Below are 18241 nucleotides of genomic sequence, written 5' to 3'. Positions count from 1 at the left end.
GACGCTCACCGTCACGGAGTTCCTGATCCTGCAGGCGCTCGCCATGCGGCCCGGCGTCGTCAAGAGCCGCAACGCGCTGATGGACGCGGCGTATGACGATCAGGTCTATGTCGACGGCGGATCCGCGGCCGCAGGCCCGCCGGCCGCCTCGTTAGCGGCCGCCTGAGCAGGTTTGACCGGGACTGGCTTTTCCGCGGGCCGCGCCGGGGCGGCGCTCGCTCGAGGCTCAGCCTGCTGGGGAGGCGTGGACTGGGCCGGCGGGGCGGCGCCGGCCTCGACCTTGCGGATCGCCTCCTCGAGCTGCATGCGCTCGCGCGCGATGTCTTCCTCGGATAGCGGCGGGTCGATCGCCCGCAATTGCCGCACGATCGCGGCGCGCGCGCGTTCATAGACCGCGCGGCGCGCTTCGCCGGTGTTGTTCTCGAGCCCCGCGACGGCGCGCGACAGAACTGGGAAATAGTCGGCCATAGCCTCGACATACGTCAGCGGCCGGCCCGCGTCGATGGCGCGAAAGACACGCCGGCCTAAGGTTTTCTCAGTCTTCGAAAGGATCGGCGACCAGTATCGTGTCGGCTCTTTCCGGAGAGGTGGAGACCAGCGCGATCGGGCATCCGATCAGCTCTTCCACGCGCCGGACGTATTTGATGGCCTGCGCCGGAAGCTGCGCCCAGGACCGCGCGCCGGCGGTCGTGCCCTGCCAGCCCTCGATGGTCTCGTAGATCGGCTCGATCCGCGCCTGAGCGCCCTGACTGGCCGGCAGACGGTGAATCTCCGCTCCGTCGAGCCGGTAGCCGACGCAGACCTTGATCTCGTCGAGCCCGTCCAGGACGTCGAGCTTCGTCAGCGCGATGCCCGAGATGCCGGAGATCCGCGCCGTCTGTCGGAGCGCGACCGCGTCGAGCCAGCCGCAACGGCGGGGCCGCCCGGTGACGGTGCCGAACTCGTGGCCGCGCTCGCCGAGCCTGCGGCCGATCTCGTCCGTCAGTTCCGTCGGGAACGGCCCCTCCCCCACGCGGGTCGTGTAGGCCTTGGCGATACCGAGCACATAGCCGATCGCGCCGGGGCCCACGCCCGAGCCGGTCGCGGCCTGCCCGGCCACAGTGTTCGAGGACGTCACGAACGGGTAGGTGCCGTGGTCCACGTCGAGGAGCGCGCCCTGCGCCCCCTCGAACAGGATGCGGTCGCCGGCGCGGCGACGCTCGTCGAGGATCTCCCAGGTCGCCGCCACATAGGGCAGCACCTTCGGAGCCGCGGAGGCGAGCTCCTCGTAGATCGTCTCGACGGTGAACTCGGGCAGGCCGAAGCCGCGCCGGAGCGCGTTGTGGTGGGTGAGCAGGCGCTCGATCTTCGGGCGAAGGGTCGGCAGGTTGGCGAGGTCCCGCAACCGGATCGCGCGGCGGCCGACCTTGTCCTCATAGGCCGGGCCGATGCCCCGCTTCGTCGTTCCGATGCGGGTGCCCTCGTTCGAGCCCTCGCGCAGGGCGTCGAGCTCGCGGTGCAGCGACAGGATGAGCGTCGCGTTGTCGGCGACCTTCAGGTTCTCGGGCGTCAGCGCCACGCCCTGCTCGCGCAGACGTTCGATCTCGGTCGCGAGCGCGTGGGGATCGACCACTACGCCGTTGCCGATGACGGAGAGCTTGCCCGACCGCACCACGCCTGACGGCAGCAGGCTCAGCTTGTAAGTCACCCCATCGATGACAAGGGTATGGCCGGCGTTGTGGCCTCCCTGGAAACGAACGACGACTTCCGCCTTCTCGGACAGCCAGTCGACGATCTTGCCCTTGCCTTCGTCGCCCCACTGGGCGCCGACCACGACGACGTTCGCCATAAGAGAAAGTCCTTCCGCGTCCCGTTCCGGACGAAAAAAACCCCGGCTCTGGAGAGCCGGGGTCCTCCCTCGGTTTGCTAGAGGATCGCGGCCGCAGAGGCAAGGCGCACAGGCTGAGACGCAGATCAATCATGCCCTCATGCATGATCCGGCCTTCGATCGGGATCCTGATCGCGTTCCGGAGCGCCCTCGCGAAACGTTGCGGCCGTTCCTGAGCTCAAACAAAAAAGCCGCGCGGTTTCCCGCGCGGCTCCGTCATTCCGCCTTGGCCTGCTCAGGCGTGCATGCCGGCCTCGATCGCCGCGACGTTCTTGCGGACCGCCGCCTGGACCTTCTCGAAGGCCCGGACTTCGATCTGCCGCACGCGTTCGCGGCTGACGCCGAACTCGCCGGACAGTTCCTCGAGAGTCAGAGGATCGTCCGCCAGGCGCCGCGCCTCAAAGATCCGGCGCTCGCGGTCGTTCAACACCTTGAGCGCGCCCGACAGCGCCGTGCGGCGATTGTCGAGCTCCTGGCTCTCGGCGAGCCGCGCCTCCTGGCTCTCGCTCTCGTCGACGAGCCAGTCCTGCCACTCGGACGAACCCTCGTCCTCGCGCAGCGGCGCGTTCAGCGAAGCGTCGCCGCCCAGACGGCGGTTCATGTCGACGACGTCGGTCTCGGTCACGCCAAGCTTGGTGGCGATCTGCTTCACCTGATCGGGCCGCAGATCGCCCTCGTCGAGGGCCGAGATCTGGCTCTTGGCCTTGCGCAGGTTGAAGAAGAGCTTCTTCTGGTTCGCCGTGGTGCCCATCTTCACGAGCGACCAGGAACGCAGGATGTATTCCTGGATCGACGCCCGGATCCACCACATCGCATAGGTGGCGAGCCGGAAACCCTTCTCGGGCTCGAAGCGCTTCACGGCCTGCATCAGGCCGACATTGCCCTCGGACACGACTTCGCCGATCGGCAGGCCATAGCCGCGGTAGCCCATGGCGATCTTGGCCACGAGCCGAAGATGGCTAGTGACGAGCCTGTGGGCCGCATCGCGGTCGCCATGCTCGCGCCACCGCTTGGCGAGCATGTACTCTTCCTGCGGCTCGAGCATCGGAAACTTGCGGATCTCGTCCAGGTAGCGGCTCAGGCCGCCGTCGCTGACGAGTATTGGGAGTGCTGCTGAAGCCATATGCGCCTCCTGGATCTGGGCCCCCGCTCCTCCGGCAGGCCCGGCTCGCGGCCGCTGTCTAGCCGACCACGCGGTTCTTATACCGCAATTCGCATGCGCGATGCTCGTCGTTACACATCACGCTGTCGTGCAAAAATGCATGCCTCAGACACACGTGCGCGTGAGGCTGCTTGCATAACGTAAAGGCTTTCAGCGCTCTGGCGTTCCCAGCTCGCGAAGCAAATCTGCGAAATCCGGCGGCGGCGGGCTGGAGAACTCGAGCGTCTCCCGCGTTGCGGGATGAACGAAGCCGAGCTCAGCGGCGTGCAGCGCCTGGCGGCCGAGCCGGGCCAAGGCGGCCGCCGCTGGCTCGCTCAGGCGGGACGCCTTCGAGCGGTGCCCGGCGCCGTACACGTCGTCTCCCAAAAGCGGATGGCCGATCGACGTCATGTGCACCCGGATCTGGTGCGTGCGCCCCGTCTCCAGCCGGCACTCCACCAACGCCGCGTCCGACGCCGGAAAGCGCTCGAGCGCCTCCCAGTGCGTGATAGCCTCACGGCCGTCCGACCGCACCGCGATCTTCTCGCGATTGCGCGCGCTGCGTCCGAGCGGAGCGTCGACCGTGCCGCGCGGCCGGGACGGGATCCCCCAGACAAGCGCCAAATAGGCGCGGCGCAACGGGCCGGTGCGGCCATGATCGGCGAACTGCGCGCTCAGGAAGCGATGCGCGACGTCGTTCTTGGCGACCACCAGAAGTCCGCTGGTGTCCTTGTCGAGCCGGTGCACGATGCCCGGTCGCGCCACACCGCCGACGCCGGAGAGGCTCGCGCCGCAATGCGCGATGAGGGCGTTCACCAGCGTGCCGTCGGCATGACCCGCCGCCGGATGGACCACCAGCCCGGCCGGCTTATCGATCACGATCAGGTGCTCGTCCTCATGCACGACGACGAGCGGGATATCCTGGCCGATCGGCTCCGCCGGCTCAGGCGGCGGCAGTTCTATGACGATCTCGCCCGCGTTGACCCGTCCGGCAGGGTCCTCTAGCGTCCGGCCGCCCGAGCGCACCGCGCCCTGGCGCATGAGGGCTTGCAGCCTCGCTCGGGAAAATTCCGGCAACCGCGCAGCCAGAAATCGGTCGAGCCGCTCACCGATGTCCCGACTTTCCGCGATGACGACGCGGAGACGGTCGGGGTCGACGCCGGCGGCTTCAGAGGACGGTACGGACATGACGGCGCAGATCGGCTCCCAGGGCCCGTCGCTCAACGAAATGGCGGACGACGAAGATCCGCGGATCCAGCGTGTCTACCGCCGCCTGCGGACTCTGACGCTGATCGGCGCCCTCACGATGGGCTTCTGCTTTGTGTCCGTCATGTCGGTGATCGCCTATCGCCTCGTCAAGTCCAGCCCCACTGCGGCCGGCCCGACCGTCGGCTCGCTCTCGATCCCCGCGGGCGCAAGGGTGGTCTCCACCGCCGTCGACGATGGCCGGATCATCGTCACGACTGAGTCCGAAGGCCGCACGACGATCCACGTCCTTGACCCTGGCTCCCTCGCGGAGACCGGTCGTCTGGAGATCACGCCCGGCGGCCCGTCCGCGCCGCCGCTGCGTTGACCGCGGAATTTTAGCCAGCGTCGCTTGATGCGGCCCGAAAGGGTCGCTATAGGATGCGCCTCCCGCGAGGCTCCCATCGTCTAGCGGTCTAGGACGTCGCCCTCTCACGGCGAAAACAGGGGTTCGAGTCCCCTTGGGAGCGCCACTTCGGTTCCTGATCAGCCCCAGGAAAACCGGACCGCAGCGGGTCAAATCCGAAACGCCCCAGCATTCGAGATCAGCGACGCAACCAGCAGCGACAGATCGCTGATGCGTTGAGCGCGCTCGAACGTCGCCGGTCCGCGCCGGCGTGGCGGCCTGAAGGCTCAAAGCAGTCGGCGGACTTTCCCACCTCTGGCGACAAGCTCCAGTCTCACCTTCATCCGCTCAGCGACGACGGGTTTTCAAGAAACTCGATCGTCACAGCGTCACGTCTCGCCAAAGGAGACGAGTCGCCTTCTCCGGATCCTGACGATGCCGGACCGCGTATCGAAGCGCATGGTGGCGCGTTCGGCGAGGTCGTATGCCGGCCAGCCGGGATCGCCCGTGCGCGCGAGCGACACCCACGCCTTGTGCATCGCCTCGGCGAGCTCGGCGGGGGGATCGTCGCCGACGAAGGTCCTCGCCTGATCGGAGGCCAGCGTTCCGAAGGCGAAAGGCACGTCCACGAAATGCGCCGCGCCGAGGCGTCCGTCAAAGGCGGGCGACTTCCAGGCGAAGTTGTAATGCCACACGGCGCCGGAGCCGCTGCGCCGTTCGGATGCGCAAGGCGGGCATGCGGAACGTATAGTCGGACTGCAGGGCGCTATACACGTCTCCGGGCGTCCTGTTGGCCGGGTTTCGCCCGTACAGGTCGACCGCCTCGGCCGGCAGCTTCAGGTCGCCGACGAGTTGATCGACGTGCGCTTGCGTGACCTTGTCGATGTCGCCGTTGGGCACCGTGTAGAGCCGCGCCTCCTGATCGGCGCTGCCGACCATCACCGGGACGTCTGGTTTCGGCGAGCGCTCCAGCATGGCGAGCGGCGACGCATCGAGCAGGGCGCCGTCGACGATCGGCAGGAACGCGGTTCCGCCGAGCGACAGCCGGCCCCAGGTCGCGCGATCCTTGATCGTCGAATTGAGCCCGACGGCTGCGTCCGTCAGCGCCTCGAGCGACACGCCGGACAGGTCCGCGATCGTGGGGCGGAGTCCCAGCATCCCTGCCAGCGCGGTGGCCAACCGGGTCGCCTCCTGCGTCGTCACCGCCTGCATCGGCGGGCTCTGCAGGATGGCGCGCCGGAACAGTCCCTCGGTTCGAGGCAGGGCCAGCAGGATGCCGACGCTCTCTGCGCCCGCCGACTGGCCGAACAGCGTGACGTTCGCGGGATCGCCGCCGAACGCTGCGATGTTGTCGCGCACCCATTCGAGCGCCGCGATCTGGTCGAGGATGCCGCGATTGGGCGGCGCGCCCTCGATCGCCATGAACCCGTCGACCCCCACCCGATAGTTGACCGTCACCAGCACGACGCCGCCGGCCGCGAAACGGGCGCCATCATAGGCGGCCTCGCCCGCGTCGGCGCGGATGAAGGCGCCGCCTGGAAGCCAGACCATCACCGGCAGCCCGTCCGCCTCGGGATCGGGGGTCCAGATGTTGAGCGTGAGGTCGTCGGCGCCGCCAAACAAGGTCGGCGGCGTGTCACGGCCGGGCTGGGGAGGCGGGCGACCGAAATCGGTCGCGTCACGTACTCCGGTCCACGCCGTGACGGGCTGCGGCGCTCTGAAGCGAGCGCGCGTCGTGAAAGGATTGGCGGCATAGGGCACGCCCTTGAACGACACGATCCCGTTGAGAAGCGAACCGCGGAGCTGCCCCGTGGGGAGCCCGACCACCGGCCCGTTCTCTGCCGCCAAGGTGGGCATCGTGAGCGCTGCCCTCCGGATCACCGCGTCGTGTCTCGACCCGGCCCGCACCAACTAACGCTTCCGTTCTTCAGAGGGTTTCGCCCATCAGCATGTCGGCCGCTCGGCGGGTTCTGCAGCCGGTGCCGGCCGAGCCGAGACGGGCATCGCGGCTGCAAAGCTCGATGCGAGCGCGAGCCACGCTCTTGCGCCGGGTGATCAGCCCCGCGCGCGGGGCTATTCCCACTCCAGCTCCTTGTAGGCCTGGGTGACGTTGCGGCTGTTGTAGTCGGCGAACAACGTCCAGTTGTCCTTCTCCGACACGCCGACCGTCTCGATCGCCTCGTCGATCGCCTGTCCGTCCTTGATCGCCTTGCGGGTCTGGTCGCGCAGGACGGTGAGGTAGCGGCGAAGGTCGCCGAAAGCGTCGGGCTTCACCGCGACGGGGCCGTGGCCCGGGACGATCGTCCTGGCGCCGAGGGCCTCGAGCCCGTCGAGCTCCTTCAGCCAGCCGAGCAGGCTGCCGTCGAGCGACGGGACGCGCGTCACGAACAGCAGGTCCGCCGGGAACAGCAGGCCCGATGCGTTGTCCATCATCGAGAGATCGCAATCGGTGTGCGCCGTCGCATGCGCTTTGAAGGAGAGCCTGCGGCCGCCAAGATCGACCTCCCCGCCTTCCGGACCGATCTCGCGCGTCGGCATGACGACCGGGCCGACCTGTGCGTCTCCGAGCGTCTCCGCGAGCTTGCTCCGGTAGAACTCGCCGCGCGCACCGAGCGCCGCCTTCAGCCTGGAGTGGCCGATGAAGTCCGGCTTGTCGTCGAGGAACGCGCAGGCGCCGAAGCTGTGGTCGGGATGAACGTGGCTGAGCACCACGTGCCGGATCGGCCGGTCGGTCTTCTGGCGGATCTGGTCACGCAGCCATCGGCCGTCCGCGAGGCTGCCGCCAGAATCGGTCACGAGGACCGCATCCTGGCCGATCACGAAGCCGATGTTGGCGATCGCGTCCGCGTTGCCCGGCGCGGCGTCGACGTCCAGGCCGCGCCTGACGAAAACTCCTGACTCGATCTCCTCGACGCCGACCGACTCGGCCGCGAAGCCCGTCCGCGGCAGGCAGCAGAGGCAAAGGCCGCCCAGCAGAAGTTCGCGGCGGCTCGTCCGGACCCCTGATCCGCGCTTCATCCCTGCCTCCCCGCTCCGGGCGGACTTACGTTGAGCCCGCCTCTTATGGCTCTCCTACCGACTAGTGGAGCCCTGTCGTGCGATCAAGACGACGCCCGATCGTGAGGACGCCGCCTCCCGCGGGCGGGTGGCGTCAGGCCGGGGGCGCGGCTATGCAGCGGGGACTGCGGGCCGCCCCAAGGAGCCGCGTCGATCATGGCCTCGGGACCTCAGATCTCCCTGCGCGACCTTGCAGCCGGAAAGGCGGCGAAGTTCGCGCCTACGCCCTACTGGTGGGACGCCGCGCCGCCTGAGACTGGCCCGTGGCCTGAGGCCCCGGAGCGAACCGACGTGCTGATCGTCGGCGCGGGCTTCACCGGCCTTTCCGCGGCGCTCGTTCTGGCGCGCGCGGGCCGGCGGACCCTGGTGGTCGACGCAGGAGTTCCGGGCTTCGGCGCCAGCACCCGCAACGGCGGGCAGGTCGGCAGCGGCAACCAGAAATTCCGCGTCCGGGACCTCATCGCCATGAAGGGCGAGCGGAAGGCGATCGAGCTGTTGCGGGAGGGCGTCGCGATGCTCGACGGCATCGAGACGCTGATCGCGGAGGAGAAGATCGACTGCGCCTTCACGCGCTGCGGACGCTTCCGGGGCGCGGTCCGCCCGGCGCACTACGACGCCGTGGCGCGGGACATGGAAAATCTCGCGCGGCATGCCGGGGTCGACTTCGAGATGGTGCCCCGGGCGGCGCAGAGGCGGGAAATCGGAACGGACGTCTTTCACGGCGGTTCGCTGCTGCCCATGGACGCGAGCCTGCATCCCGGCCGCTACCACGCCGGGCTCATGCGGCGCGTGACGGAGGCCGGCGCGGTGGTGCGCGGCGACACGGCGGTGCGCGGCGTCCTGGCTGAGGCGGGCCACTTCCGGGTGCGCATCGACGGCGCCGAGATCCGCGCCCGCGACGTGCTGATCGCCACCAATGGCTACACCCAAGGCGTCCGCGCGCATTTCGACAGCCGGATCGTGCCCGTCGTCTCGGCGCAGATCGCAACCGGGCCGATCCCGCAGGCGCTCTTCGACCAGGCGACGCCGACCCGGCGGGTCTACGGCAACTCCAACCGGGTCTTCTATTACTTCCGGCCCGCTCCGGGCGAGAACCGGCTGATCTGGGGCGGCCGCGCGAGCCACCTCGCCCGCGAGAACTCGGCAGCCGCCTATCGTCACCTCGCGCGCGACCTGCTGCGCCTCTTCCCCTATCTGGAGGACGTGCCGGCGACGCATGGCTGGACCGGGCGGATCGGCTACACGTTCGACGAGTTTCCGCATCTCGGCCGGTCGCCCGACGGCGTGCATTACGCGATGGGCTACTGCGGCACCGGCGTTTCGCGGGCCACGCATTTCGGCCGGAAGATCGCGCTCCAGATGCTCGGCCGGCCGGAAGGCCGCAGCGCTTTCGACGACATCGCCTTCCCGACGCACCCGCTGCGCATGTTCGCCAAGGCGGCCGTCCCGATGATCGAGCTCTGGCGGCGCGGGCGGGACGCGACGGGTCTCTGAAAATCGCGAAGCTCTTCGCTGCCCGAAGGCGCTGAGAGCCGCCGCGCCCGGCCCGGCGGGCGCCGCAAACGAAAACGCCGCGCTCCTGGGAGCGCGGCGTCTTTGCCTCAGTCGGACCCGCTAGACGCGGGGGCCGATCACTTCAGCTTGTTGAAGGACGTGTCGAAGGCCAGCTTGGCGACGAAGAGATCGCCGCACCAGTTCTTGAGGCCGAAGCCCGCCGGGGTGCACTCGCGCTTCTTCATGTCGGTGCTGCTGTAGCGCAGGTCGAGGGTCGCCGCCTTGTAGGTCACGCCGCCGCCCGCGTTCCAGGTCAGGTAGTCGATGCCGGCGTTGAAGCGCGTGCGCTCGACCCACTGCTTGCCGAACTCGCCGGACACGTAGAAGCCGAGGTCCGGCATGGTGTCGACGGCGAAGGAGTACTTGGCGACGCCCGACAGGTAGGTGGCGTTAGCCTTGGTGTTGATGAAGTCGCTGGTCCAGTAGATGGTCGGGCCGAGCGTCAGGCCGCCGAAGGTGAAGGACGGCTTCGCGAAGATTTCCCAGTAGTCCGTCTCGCGAGCCGGGCCCTTCTCGCCCGGGTACCAGTAGTACAGGCCGCCGACGTCGATCGAGAACCAGTCCCAGCTGTGACGGATGCCGCCGTAGATGTCGACTTCCGCCGACGGGTCCGAGAGGCCGTACCGGGTGGAGAAATCGACGCTCGACATCCACACGCCCGCATAGACCCAGTCGAACGCCTGCAGTTCGGCGTAGCCCTGGACGGCCGGGTTGTTCTTCGACTGCGTGATGCCGCGGAACACATAGTTCGTCACGGCCGCGACGCCGAAAGCCAGGTCCCAGTTCGGGGTGACGGAGGCTTCCACCACCGGCTCCGGCATGGAGAGATCAGCCGCGGAGGCCGAGCTCACGATCATCGATCCGGCCGCGACGCCCATCAGCGCCTTGATTGCAAGCCCGGCGAATTTGTTCATTTGAGTTCCCCGATTCATCAGTACGCGCAGTCGGTTGAGTGTAAAAATCCGGCCACGCCACCTGAAAGTCTAGCCTGATTTTTAGGCTCGACCCTGCTTGTCAAGTATCGATGCTTTTTTGCCACAGCAGCGGAAAGCCAAAGCGATTGATGGAGATACACAGCTATAGCCGACTTATAATCCCCTTCTTTCAAGTTACCACGAGGTCTTAAGGGGCCGATATCAGCGCATTAATGAATCTATATACTCCTCCACCTAATCGCAGGACACGCCAAAGAAGCCCTGTCGCCGGCCTCTGCTCAATGGAACCGGAATTATTCGTCAGCCTCGACTGATCAGCAGAACGTGAGGCCGATCCGACGGCGCTTCCGAGGCGCCCGACGGCTGCGGGCGCCGCCCCCTGTAGCGGGGGCTCCTTCGCCCGGAACGCGGTTGGCGCCTATTTCTACGGCCACTGTGACCCGGTTTTAGGCAGGGCGCACGAACCCCGGCGACCGGGAGGATCCGCGTTCAGCAAAAAAAAGCCGCGCCAAGCAAAGCCTGGCGCGGCGCGGGGAGCCGAGGGAGGGCTCGGGAGGAGGCCGGCGGCTCAGCAGTCGAGCGTGTTGTCGCGCTCCCACTGCGTCAGATGCCGGGCATAGGCGTTCCACTCCTGCGTCTTCAGCTTGACGTAGGCGGTGACGAATTCCTCGCCGAGCGCGCCCTTCAGGACGTCCGAGGCCTCGAGCTGGCGCAGCGCGTCCAGGAGGTTGAGCGGCAGCGCCTTGCCGTTCGTGCAGAGGTGCCCCTCCGTGTACATGTTGACGTCGCTGCGCTCGCCGGGATCGCGCTTGTTCTCGATCCCGTCGATGCCGGCGGCGAGGAGCGCGGCCTGCAGCAGGTACGGATTGGCCGCGCCGTCGGGCAGCCGGAACTCGAACCGGCCCGGATCCGGAATGCGGATCATGTGGGTGCGGTTGTTGCCCGTGTAGCTCACGGTGTTCGGGGCCCAGGTCGCGCCCGAGACGGTCCGCGGCGCGTTGATGCGCTTGTAGGAGTTCACGGTCGGGTTGGTGATCGCGCAGATCGCGGCCGCGTTGTGCATCAGGCCGCCGATGAAGTGGTAGCCGAGCGGCGACACGCCGAGCTCGCCGCCGTCGTCCTCGAACATCGCCGTGCCCTCGTTCCACAGAGAGACATGGGCGTGGCAGCCGCTGCCCGTCAGGTTCACGAAAGGCTTCGGCATGAAGGTCGCCCGAAGACCGTGCTTCTCGGCGATCGACTTCGTCATGTACTTGAAGAAGGAGTGCTTGTCGGCCGTCGCGAGGGCGTCGTCGAAAGCCCAGTTCATCTCGAACTGGCCGTTCGCGTCCTCATGATCGTTCTGGTAGGGCTTCCAGCCCAGCGCCAGCATGGCGTCGCAGATCTCGGTGATGACCTCGTAGCGGCGCATCAGCGCGAGCTGGTCGTAGCAGGGCTTGTCCTGGGTGTCGGCGCCGTCGCTGATCGCGGAGCCGTCCGCATTGGTCAGGAAGAACTCGCACTCCACGCCGGACTTCATCTGGAAGCCCATCTCCCGGCCGCGCGCCATCAGGCGCTTCAGCGTGTTGCGGGGAGCGTGCTCGACCTCCTTGCCGTTCATCCAGAGGTCCGCCGCGAGCCAGCCGACCTCCGGCTTCCAGGGCAGCTGGATCAGGCTGGCCGGATCGGGCTTGGCGAACAGATCCGCGTCTGCGGGGGTCATGTCGAGCCAGGTCGCGAAGCCCGCGAACCCGGCGCCGTTGCGCTGCATGGAGCCGATCGCCGCCGTCGGCACCAGCTTGGCGCGTTGGGCGCCGAACAGGTCCGTATAGGAGATCAGAAAGTACTTTATTCCGCGGTCGCGCGCGGTCTCTTCAAGATCGACAGCCACCCCAGTTCCCCCGATTGTCCCGACATGTGCGTTCACGACCGTCTCCTCTCGTTCGCTGCGGGAGGCGCCAGCCGCCGGAGGGGGAGGCCCCCCGGGAGTGCGGCGGCGGGCCTCCTTCTATTCTGCGTTCAGAAGCGCCCGTCCTGGCCCGGCACCCAGCTGGTGCCGGCGAGGGGGACCTGCGCCATCGCGGCGGATTCAAGCGTCAGCGCCACGAGATCCTCGGGCTCGAGGTTGTGGACGTGGCTCTTGCCGCAGGCGCGCGCGATGGTCTGCGCCTCCAGCGTCATCACGGCGAGGTAGTTGGCGAGGCGGCGGCCGGCCATCACCGGATCGAGCCGCTTCATGAGCTCAGCGTCCTGCGTGGTGATGCCCGCGGGATCGCGCCCCTCGTGCCAGTCGTCATATGCGCCGGCGCGGGTGCCGAGAGCCTCGTACTCGCTCTCCCACTTCGGATCGTTGTCGCCGAGCGCCACCAGCGCGGCGGTGCCGATCGCGACCGCATCGGCGCCAAGCGCCAGCGCCTTCGCGACGTCGGCGCCGTTGCGGATGCCGCCGGAGACGATGAGCTGCACCTTGCGGTGCATGCCGAGGTCCTGCAGCGCCTTCACGGCGTTGCGGATGCAGGCGAGCGTCGGGATGCCGACGTTCTCGATGAACACTTCCTGCGTCGCGGCCGTGCCGCCCTGCATGCCGTCAACCACCACGACGTCGGCGCCGGCCTTCACTGCGAGCGCGGTGTCGTAATAGGGCCGCGAAGCGCCGACCTTCACGTAGATCGGCTTCTCCCAGTCGGTGATCTCGCGCAGCTCCTCGATCTTGATCTCGAGGTCGTCCGGACCGGTCCAGTCGGGATGGCGGCAGGCGGAGCGCTGGTCGATGCCTTCGGGCAGCGTGCGCATCTTTGCGACGCGGGGCGAGATCTTCTGCCCGAGCAGCATGCCGCCGCCGCCGGGCTTAGCGCCCTGGCCGATGACGACCTCGATCGCGTCCGCCTTGCGGATGTCGTCCGGGTTCATGCCGTAGCGGGACGGCAGGTATTGGTAGACGAGCGTCTTGGAGTGCCCGCGCTCCTCCTGGGTCATGCCGCCGTCGCCGGTGGTGGTGGAGGTGCCCATCTGGGACGCGCCGCGGCCGAGCGCTTCCTTGGCGGGGCCCGAGAGGGAGCCGAAGCTCATGCCCGCGATCGTGATCGGGATCTTGAGCTCGATCGGCTTCTTCGCGAAACGCGTGCCGAGCACGACGTCGGTTCCGCAGCGCTCGCGGTAACCCTCGAGCGGGTAGCGCGAGATCGACGCGCCCAGGAACAGCAGGTCGTCGAAATGCGGGACCTTGCGCTTCGCGCCGGCGCCGCGGATGTCGTAGATGCCGGTCGCGGCGGCGCGACGGATCTCCGACAGGGTGTAGGCGTCGAAGGTCGCGGATTCACGCGGCAGCGTGCGCGGCGCGGCGGGGGCTTTGACGTGCTCGTTCATGTCGCCCTCAGTAGTTCGACGCGTTGTCGACGTGGAAATGATAGAGGTTTCGCGCCGAGCCGTAGCGCTTGAACTCCGATGGATCGATCTGGCCGTCGACGCCCGCAAGCTTGAAGCGCTCGAAGAGCTGCTGCTTGTGCTCGTCGCGCATCTCCTTCTCGACGCAGTCGGCGCCGAGGCTCGTCACCGAGCCGCGCACATAGAGCCGCGCCTCGTAGATCGAGTCGCCGAGCGCCTCGCCGGCGTCGCCGAAAACGGTGAGCGTGCCGGCCTGGGCCATGAAGGCGGACATGTGGCCGACCGAGCCCTTCACGACGATGTCGACGCCCTTCATCGAGATGCCGCAGCGCGCGGCCGCATTGCCGTCGATGATCAGCGCGCCGCCGTGCGCGGTCGCGCCGGCCGCCTGGCTGGCGTCGCCTTCGACATGGACGAGGCCGGACATCATGTTCTCGGCGACGCCGACCCCGGCCGATCCTTTCACCAGGATCGTGGCCTGCTTGTTCATGCCGCCGCAATAGTAGCCGACGGGCCCGTCGATCTCGATCGTCACCGGCGCGTCGACGCCGGCCGCGATCGCGTGAAGCCCCCCCGGATGCGCGATGCGCCAGAACAGGGCGTTGGACCCCTGCTTCAGCCCATGCAGCGCGGCGTTCAGTTCGCGCACTGTGGAGCGCGACAAGTCAAAGGCGTTGCTCTGTGCGCCTGCGTTCATGAGACGGCCTCCCCTCTTTGGCTGCTCTCAGGCGGCCGCACGTTCCCAGAAATAGACCTTGGCCGGCTCGGGCTCCCAGACCTTGGCGTTCTCGATGCCCGGCAGGTTGGCGAGCGCGCGGTACTCGGAGCCGAAGGCGACGTATTCGTCGGTCTCCGCCATCACGGCGGGCTTGCAGGCGATCGGATCGCGCAGCACGCCGAAGCCCGTCTCGGTGCCGACCACGAAGGTGTAGAAGCCGTCGAGATCGTTCAGCGAGTCCTCCAGCGCCTCACCGAGGCTGCGGCCCTTCGCCATGCGGGCGGTCAGGTAGCCGGCCGCGACCTCGCTGTCGTTGTCCGTCTGGATCTTGACGCCTTCGCGCTCGAGATTGCGGCGCACGCCACGATGGTTCGACAGCGAACCATTGTGCACGAGGCACTGGTCGGCGCCGGTCGAGAACGGGTGCGCGCCGTTGGTCGTGACCGCGCTCTCGGTCGCCATGCGGGTGTGGCCGATGCCGTGCGTGCCGGACATCTCCGCGAGCTTGAAGCGGTTCGCGACGTCGGTCGGCAGCCCGACTTCCTTGTAGAGCTCCATCCGGGCCCCGGCGCCGACGACGGTGACCTCCGGCGCCAGCTTCGCGATCGAGGCGCGGACCTCGGCCTCGGACGCTTCCGGAACCGATAGAACCGCGTGCGTGGCGCGCTCCGTGAGGCGGGCGTCCGAACCCAGCTTCTCCGCAAGCGCGGCGAAGTCGTAGCCCTCGGGGGCGCGCAGGGTGAGCTTCACCCGCCCCGCCTCGCCGGCGCCATAGACGGCGAAACCGGCCGAATCCGGCCCGCGGTCGCACATCACATCCAGCATCGAGCTCAGCATCTCACCAAGCTTCGGCTCGAGCGACTTGTCCTTCAGGAATAATCCGACGATGCCGCACATGGGCGCGGGGCTCCGATCTCAAGGAAAAGGGCCCGTAAGGGCGTGGATCGGAAGCTACCGAGCGGCGCCCGCGCCGTCAACGATCTGGAAAAAATAATTCTTCTCAAGAAACTTTTGAGGTGCGGCGGCCAGACCGGGCCGGCCCGGGCGACGCTTACGGCGCCCTCAGTCCTTCTCGTACATGATGATCGACAGGTAGGTCATCGGCTTGACCACCAGCCGCTCCGGTCCGTGGGGCGCCCCGGAGTCGAACAGCAGCGAATCGCCGGACTTCAGGTGATAGCTGTTGCCGGCGTGGGCATAGATCACCTCGCCGCTCAGCATGTAGATCAGCTCGGTTCCCTCATGCTGGAACGCCGTATAGGGGGCCGCGTCCTCCGTCAGCGTGATGAGGTACGGCTCGACCGCGACCTTCCCGCCCAGCATGTGGCCCAGCAGTTCGTACTTGTGCCCGACCTTCGTGCCGCGGCGCTGAATGACGACGCCCTGCCCGGCCGGAACGTAGGAACAGTCGCGGCGCTCCTCGAACTCCGAGAAGAGCAGGCTGATGGGCATGTTGAGCGCGGTGGCGAGCGTCTGCAGCGTCGTCAGGGACGGCGATATCTGGCCGTTCTCGATCTTCGAGAGCATTCCGGTGGAGACGCTCGCCGCGGCTGCAAGCTCCGCGACCGTGAGGCCCATCTGCTTGCGGTGATGCCTGATCTGCAGGCCGATGGCCTGCTCAAGCGTCCGCCGCTCGGCGGGCGCCGGCGCCCCAGAGCCCGTGACGTAAGGCTCGTCGTCCGACGGGACGACGCTCAGCGGCGGCTCGGCCCGATCCGTGCGCTTCGCGCCCTGCGCCTTGGCGACCCTGTCGGACATCGGACCTTTCCCCAGGAAACCGATGGCCACGCTAGCGAAGCCGCTCGCAAACCCCAAGCCCGCCGGCGCCGCACCCTCGAAATCGTCAGCCGGCGAGGCGCGCCTCGATTCCGCGCGACCGCCTCGCCTCCACGAGCCACCGCCACAGGGTCGCCGCGTAGGTGCGGAACATCACGATCTCGTAGCTCGGCTCATCGTCGAGCTGCCAGAGCGTGACCGCGATCGAGGCGGCGTGGGTCAACGCCACGTCGCCCGGACCGAACGCGCGGGGGTGCAGGTCGATCTGGACCAGCGTCGCTAGCGTCTCCCGAGCCTTGGGCCCTGCCAGACGGAAGGCGGAGCGGCCGTCCGACTGGTCGGCCACCGCCGCCGGCAGGGCGGAGAAGTCGGTGGCTTCAGAAGACACCGCGAGCCATTTGCCGGGGCCCGCGCCGACGAAGGCGACCGGACCGGAGGCGACGCGCTTCGGTCCCTGCGGCAACTCAAGGCCGTAGGCCGCCTTCACGGCCTCCGCCAGTTCGGCCTCGCGCCCCTTGAGGGCGGCGACCGAAGCGAGGGTCAGATCGGGGACCTCGCGCAGGGTGACGCCGGGCGTCCCGGCCGGCGCGAAAGGCGGCGCGACATGGGCGCGGAGCGCGGAGCGGGCGACAAGGGGCTCAGCCACGGAGACGGGCTCCTTCGGGATCGACGAACACAGGGGAAACCACCTCGACTTCGACGTCGCCGCCGCGAACCGGATCATAGGCTCGGACGATCTCGCCCATCCGCTCCGGCCCGCGGGCCAGGAAGCCGAGGCCGATCCAGTGGCCGTTGCTGGGAGAATAGGCCGTCGAGGTCATGTAGCCTTGATCGTTCGCGGCGCTCGGCGTCTCGCCGCGCGGCACGAAATGAGCGCCGGAGCGCAGCCGCGCAGAGCGGTCGACGGGACGGAAACCGACCAGCGACGGCCGCTCCGGATCCAGGAAGGCCTCGCGGCCCGACATGGTGCGGCCGATGAAGTCCTTCTTCTTCGACAGCATCTTCCCCATGCCGAGATCGGCCGCGGTGGTGTTGCCGTTGAGCTCGGGCCCGGCGGCGTGGCCCTTCTCGATGCGCATGATGGCCAGCGCCTCTGCCCCGTAGGGACAGATGCCGAAGGGCTCGCCCGCCTTCATGATCGCGCGGATCATGGCGTCGCCGTAGCGCGCCGGGACCGCGAGCTCATAGGCGAGCTCGCCCGAGAAGGAGAGCCGGAACAGCCGCGCCTTGACGCCGCCGCACACCGTCAGCTCCTTCGCGCCCATATAGGGCAGCGCCTCGTTCGAGACGTCGAAGCCTTCGTCCACCAGCGCCGCCACGACCTCGCGGGAGCGCGGCCCGGCGATGGCGTACTGCGCCCATTGGTCCGTGACGGAGGAGAAGTGGACGTCGAGCTCGGGCCAGAGCCACTGCTTGCAGAGTTCGAGATGGCGCATGACCCCGCCGGCGTTCGCCGTGGTGGTCGTCATGTAATAATGCGTCTCGCCCAGACGGGTCGTGGTGCCGTCATCCATGGCGACGCCGTCCTCGCGCAGCATCAGGCCGTAGCGAGCCTTGCCGACCGCAAGCGAGGAGAACGCGTTGACGTAGACGCGGTCGAGAAACACGCCCGCGTCGGCGCCCTGGATGTCGATCTTGCCGAGCGTCGAGGCGTCGTAGACCCCGACCGCCGTGCGAACCGTCTCGACCTCGCGCACCGCGCTCTCGAACCAGTCCTTTTCGCCGACCCGGGGGAAATAGGCCGCCCGCATCCACTGCCCGGTTTCGGTGAACACCGCGCCCTGCTCCTCGGCCCAGAAATGCGAGGGCGGCAGACGCGTGGGACGGAACTCCTTGTGCCGATGCGCGCCCGCGAGCGCCCCGATCGCCACCGGCGTAAACGGCGCACGGGCGGCGGTGATGCCGGTCTCGGGGATCGAGCGGCCGGTGATCTCCGCCATCAGCGCGAGCCCGAGCACGTTGGACGTGCGGCCCTGATCCGTCGCCATGCCGAGGGTGGTGTAGCGCTTGAGGTGTTCGACGGACTTGAAGCCCTCGCGCGCCGCCAGCTCGACGTCGGAGACCGTTACGTCGTTCTGGAAATCCACGAAGGCCTTGCCGCGCTTCACCGGCGAGCGCCAGGGACCGCGGCCGTGCGTGTCGCCCGCCGCGCGGGGAGGATCGGCGTTACGACAAGAGCGCGCGTGCGCGCGCTCCGGCTGCTGTAGCCCTGCCCGTTATGGCCCGTAGTTTCGTTCAA

15 protein-coding genes, 1 tRNA gene and 2 pseudogenes are annotated in these 18241 nt (G+C 68.2%); 4 read left to right on the top strand and 14 right to left on the bottom strand.

Features of this window, described 5'->3' with window-relative positions:
• Window positions 1–115 (top strand): annotated as a pseudogene (locus ACIKT0_RS03820) (winged helix-turn-helix domain-containing protein); the annotation flags it as partial.
• A 420-nt stretch (window positions 116–535) separates the two neighbouring features.
• Here ACIKT0_RS03820 and ACIKT0_RS03815 read toward each other — a convergent pair.
• The 3 genes from ACIKT0_RS03815 to ACIKT0_RS03805 all read right to left on the bottom strand — a co-directional run bounded on the left by ACIKT0_RS03815 (window position 536) and on the right by ACIKT0_RS03805 (window position 4196).
• Window positions 536–1828, bottom strand: coding sequence for an adenylosuccinate synthase (locus ACIKT0_RS03815; protein ID WP_407104075.1), 1293 nt, complete (start codon window positions 1826–1828; stop codon window positions 536–538).
• Between the two features lie 274 nt (window positions 1829–2102).
• On the bottom strand, window positions 2103–2990 hold the full coding sequence (gene rpoH / locus ACIKT0_RS03810; protein ID WP_407104074.1) for an RNA polymerase sigma factor RpoH: 888 nt from the start codon (window positions 2988–2990) through the stop codon (window positions 2103–2105).
• A 189-nt stretch (window positions 2991–3179) separates the two neighbouring features.
• Window positions 3180–4196 (bottom strand): RluA family pseudouridine synthase, encoded by a 1017-nt coding sequence (locus tag ACIKT0_RS03805; protein WP_407104073.1) that lies wholly within the window; start codon window positions 4194–4196, stop codon window positions 3180–3182.
• On the opposite strand from ACIKT0_RS03805, the gene ACIKT0_RS03800 reads away from it, so the two are divergent.
• The gene (locus tag ACIKT0_RS03800; RefSeq protein ID WP_407104072.1) at window positions 4195–4581 is read left to right on the top strand and encodes a DUF6476 family protein; all 387 of its coding nucleotides are present in this window, start codon (window positions 4195–4197) and stop codon (window positions 4579–4581) included. The two genes, ACIKT0_RS03805 and ACIKT0_RS03800, sit on opposite strands and share 2 nt — an antisense overlap.
• A 69-nt stretch (window positions 4582–4650) precedes the next feature.
• Window positions 4651–4726 (top strand) — tRNA-Glu (locus ACIKT0_RS03795).
• A gap of 262 nt (window positions 4727–4988) precedes the next feature.
• On the opposite strand, the gene ACIKT0_RS03790 is transcribed toward ACIKT0_RS03795, so the two are convergent.
• From ACIKT0_RS03790 to ACIKT0_RS03780, 3 genes are all read right to left on the bottom strand, one after another.
• On the bottom strand, window positions 4989–5294 hold the full coding sequence (locus tag ACIKT0_RS03790; protein ID WP_407104071.1) for a hypothetical protein: 306 nt from the start codon (window positions 5292–5294) through the stop codon (window positions 4989–4991).
• A complete protein-coding gene (locus ACIKT0_RS03785; RefSeq protein ID WP_407104070.1) occupies window positions 5254–6456 on the bottom strand; it encodes a carboxylesterase/lipase family protein in 1203 nt (400 codons plus the stop codon). The genes ACIKT0_RS03790 and ACIKT0_RS03785 overlap by 41 nt, the downstream gene beginning before the upstream one ends.
• Before the next feature lie 216 nt (window positions 6457–6672).
• Window positions 6673–7617: a quinoprotein relay system zinc metallohydrolase 2 gene (locus tag ACIKT0_RS03780; protein ID WP_407104069.1), complete on the bottom strand. Its 945-nt coding sequence runs from the start codon at window positions 7615–7617 to the stop codon at window positions 6673–6675.
• A gap of 195 nt (window positions 7618–7812) precedes the next feature.
• Between ACIKT0_RS03780 and ACIKT0_RS03775 the strand changes: the two genes are divergently transcribed.
• On the top strand, window positions 7813–9150 hold the full coding sequence (locus ACIKT0_RS03775) for an NAD(P)/FAD-dependent oxidoreductase (RefSeq protein WP_407104068.1): 1338 nt from the start codon (window positions 7813–7815) through the stop codon (window positions 9148–9150).
• 137 nt (window positions 9151–9287) lie between these two features.
• Here the strand turns inward: ACIKT0_RS03775 and ACIKT0_RS03770 are convergent, their stop codons facing one another.
• From ACIKT0_RS03770 to ACIKT0_RS03735, 8 genes and pseudogenes are all read right to left on the bottom strand, one after another.
• A complete protein-coding gene (locus tag ACIKT0_RS03770; RefSeq protein ID WP_407104067.1) occupies window positions 9288–10124 on the bottom strand; it encodes a TorF family putative porin in 837 nt (278 codons plus the stop codon).
• A gap of 589 nt (window positions 10125–10713) precedes the next feature.
• Window positions 10714–12015 (bottom strand): type III glutamate--ammonia ligase, encoded by a 1302-nt coding sequence (glnT, locus tag ACIKT0_RS03765; RefSeq protein WP_407104066.1) that lies wholly within the window; start codon window positions 12013–12015, stop codon window positions 10714–10716.
• Window positions 12016–12143: 128 nt separating this feature from the next.
• Window positions 12144–13490 carry an FMN-binding glutamate synthase family protein gene (locus ACIKT0_RS03760; protein WP_183394553.1) on the bottom strand — a complete coding sequence of 449 codons (1347 nt, stop codon included), beginning with the start codon at window positions 13488–13490 and terminating at the stop codon, window positions 12144–12146.
• A 7-nt stretch (window positions 13491–13497) separates the two neighbouring features.
• Window positions 13498–14205: a GltB/FmdC/FwdC-like GXGXG domain-containing protein gene (locus ACIKT0_RS03755; protein ID WP_407104065.1), complete on the bottom strand. Its 708-nt coding sequence runs from the start codon at window positions 14203–14205 to the stop codon at window positions 13498–13500.
• Between the two features lie 27 nt (window positions 14206–14232).
• On the bottom strand, window positions 14233–15123 hold the full coding sequence (locus tag ACIKT0_RS03750) for a class II glutamine amidotransferase (protein ID WP_407104064.1): 891 nt from the start codon (window positions 15121–15123) through the stop codon (window positions 14233–14235).
• A gap of 165 nt (window positions 15124–15288) precedes the next feature.
• Complete coding sequence (locus tag ACIKT0_RS03745; RefSeq protein WP_407104063.1) at window positions 15289–15984, bottom strand: helix-turn-helix domain-containing protein; 696 nt, start codon at window positions 15982–15984, stop codon at window positions 15289–15291.
• Between the two features lie 85 nt (window positions 15985–16069).
• Window positions 16070–16648, bottom strand: coding sequence for a sarcosine oxidase subunit gamma (locus ACIKT0_RS03740; protein WP_407104062.1), 579 nt, complete (start codon window positions 16646–16648; stop codon window positions 16070–16072).
• Window positions 16641–18218, bottom strand: a pseudogene (locus ACIKT0_RS03735) (glycine cleavage T C-terminal barrel domain-containing protein); the annotation flags it as partial. The pseudogene ACIKT0_RS03735 and the gene ACIKT0_RS03740, both read right to left, overlap by 8 nt.
• Window positions 18219–18241 lie beyond the last annotated feature (23 nt).

The sequence above is a fragment of the Hansschlegelia beijingensis genome (assembly GCF_045505405.1).
Classification (GTDB): Bacteria; Pseudomonadota; Alphaproteobacteria; order Rhizobiales; family Methylopilaceae; genus Methylopila; species Methylopila beijingensis_A.
This window is presented reverse-complemented; position numbering and strand designations above follow the sequence as displayed.

What these genes read in the sequence shown, in the direction of transcription:
- ACIKT0_RS03815 (WP_407104075.1), bottom strand. Translation starts at nt 1,828, where the DNA reads ATGGCGAACGTCGTCGTGGTCGGCGCCCAGTGGGGCGACGAAGGCAAG.
- rpoH (WP_407104074.1), bottom strand. Translation starts at nt 2,990, where the DNA reads ATGGCTTCAGCAGCACTCCCAATACTCGTCAGCGACGGCGGCCTGAGC.
- ACIKT0_RS03800 (WP_407104072.1), top strand. Translation starts at nt 4,195, where the DNA reads ATGACGGCGCAGATCGGCTCCCAGGGCCCGTCGCTCAACGAAATGGCG.
- ACIKT0_RS03805 (WP_407104073.1), bottom strand. Translation starts at nt 4,196, where the DNA reads ATGTCCGTACCGTCCTCTGAAGCCGCCGGCGTCGACCCCGACCGTCTC.
- ACIKT0_RS03785 (WP_407104070.1), bottom strand. Translation starts at nt 6,456, where the DNA reads ATGCCCACCTTGGCGGCAGAGAACGGGCCGGTGGTCGGGCTCCCCACG.
- ACIKT0_RS03780 (WP_407104069.1), bottom strand. Translation starts at nt 7,617, where the DNA reads ATGAAGCGCGGATCAGGGGTCCGGACGAGCCGCCGCGAACTTCTGCTG.
- ACIKT0_RS03775 (WP_407104068.1), top strand. Translation starts at nt 7,813, where the DNA reads ATGGCCTCGGGACCTCAGATCTCCCTGCGCGACCTTGCAGCCGGAAAG.
- ACIKT0_RS03770 (WP_407104067.1), bottom strand. Translation starts at nt 10,124, where the DNA reads ATGAACAAATTCGCCGGGCTTGCAATCAAGGCGCTGATGGGCGTCGCG.
- ACIKT0_RS03760 (WP_183394553.1), bottom strand. Translation starts at nt 13,490, where the DNA reads ATGAACGAGCACGTCAAAGCCCCCGCCGCGCCGCGCACGCTGCCGCGT.
- ACIKT0_RS03755 (WP_407104065.1), bottom strand. Translation starts at nt 14,205, where the DNA reads ATGAACGCAGGCGCACAGAGCAACGCCTTTGACTTGTCGCGCTCCACA.
- ACIKT0_RS03750 (WP_407104064.1), bottom strand. Translation starts at nt 15,123, where the DNA reads ATGTGCGGCATCGTCGGATTATTCCTGAAGGACAAGTCGCTCGAGCCG.
- ACIKT0_RS03745 (WP_407104063.1), bottom strand. Translation starts at nt 15,984, where the DNA reads ATGTCCGACAGGGTCGCCAAGGCGCAGGGCGCGAAGCGCACGGATCGG.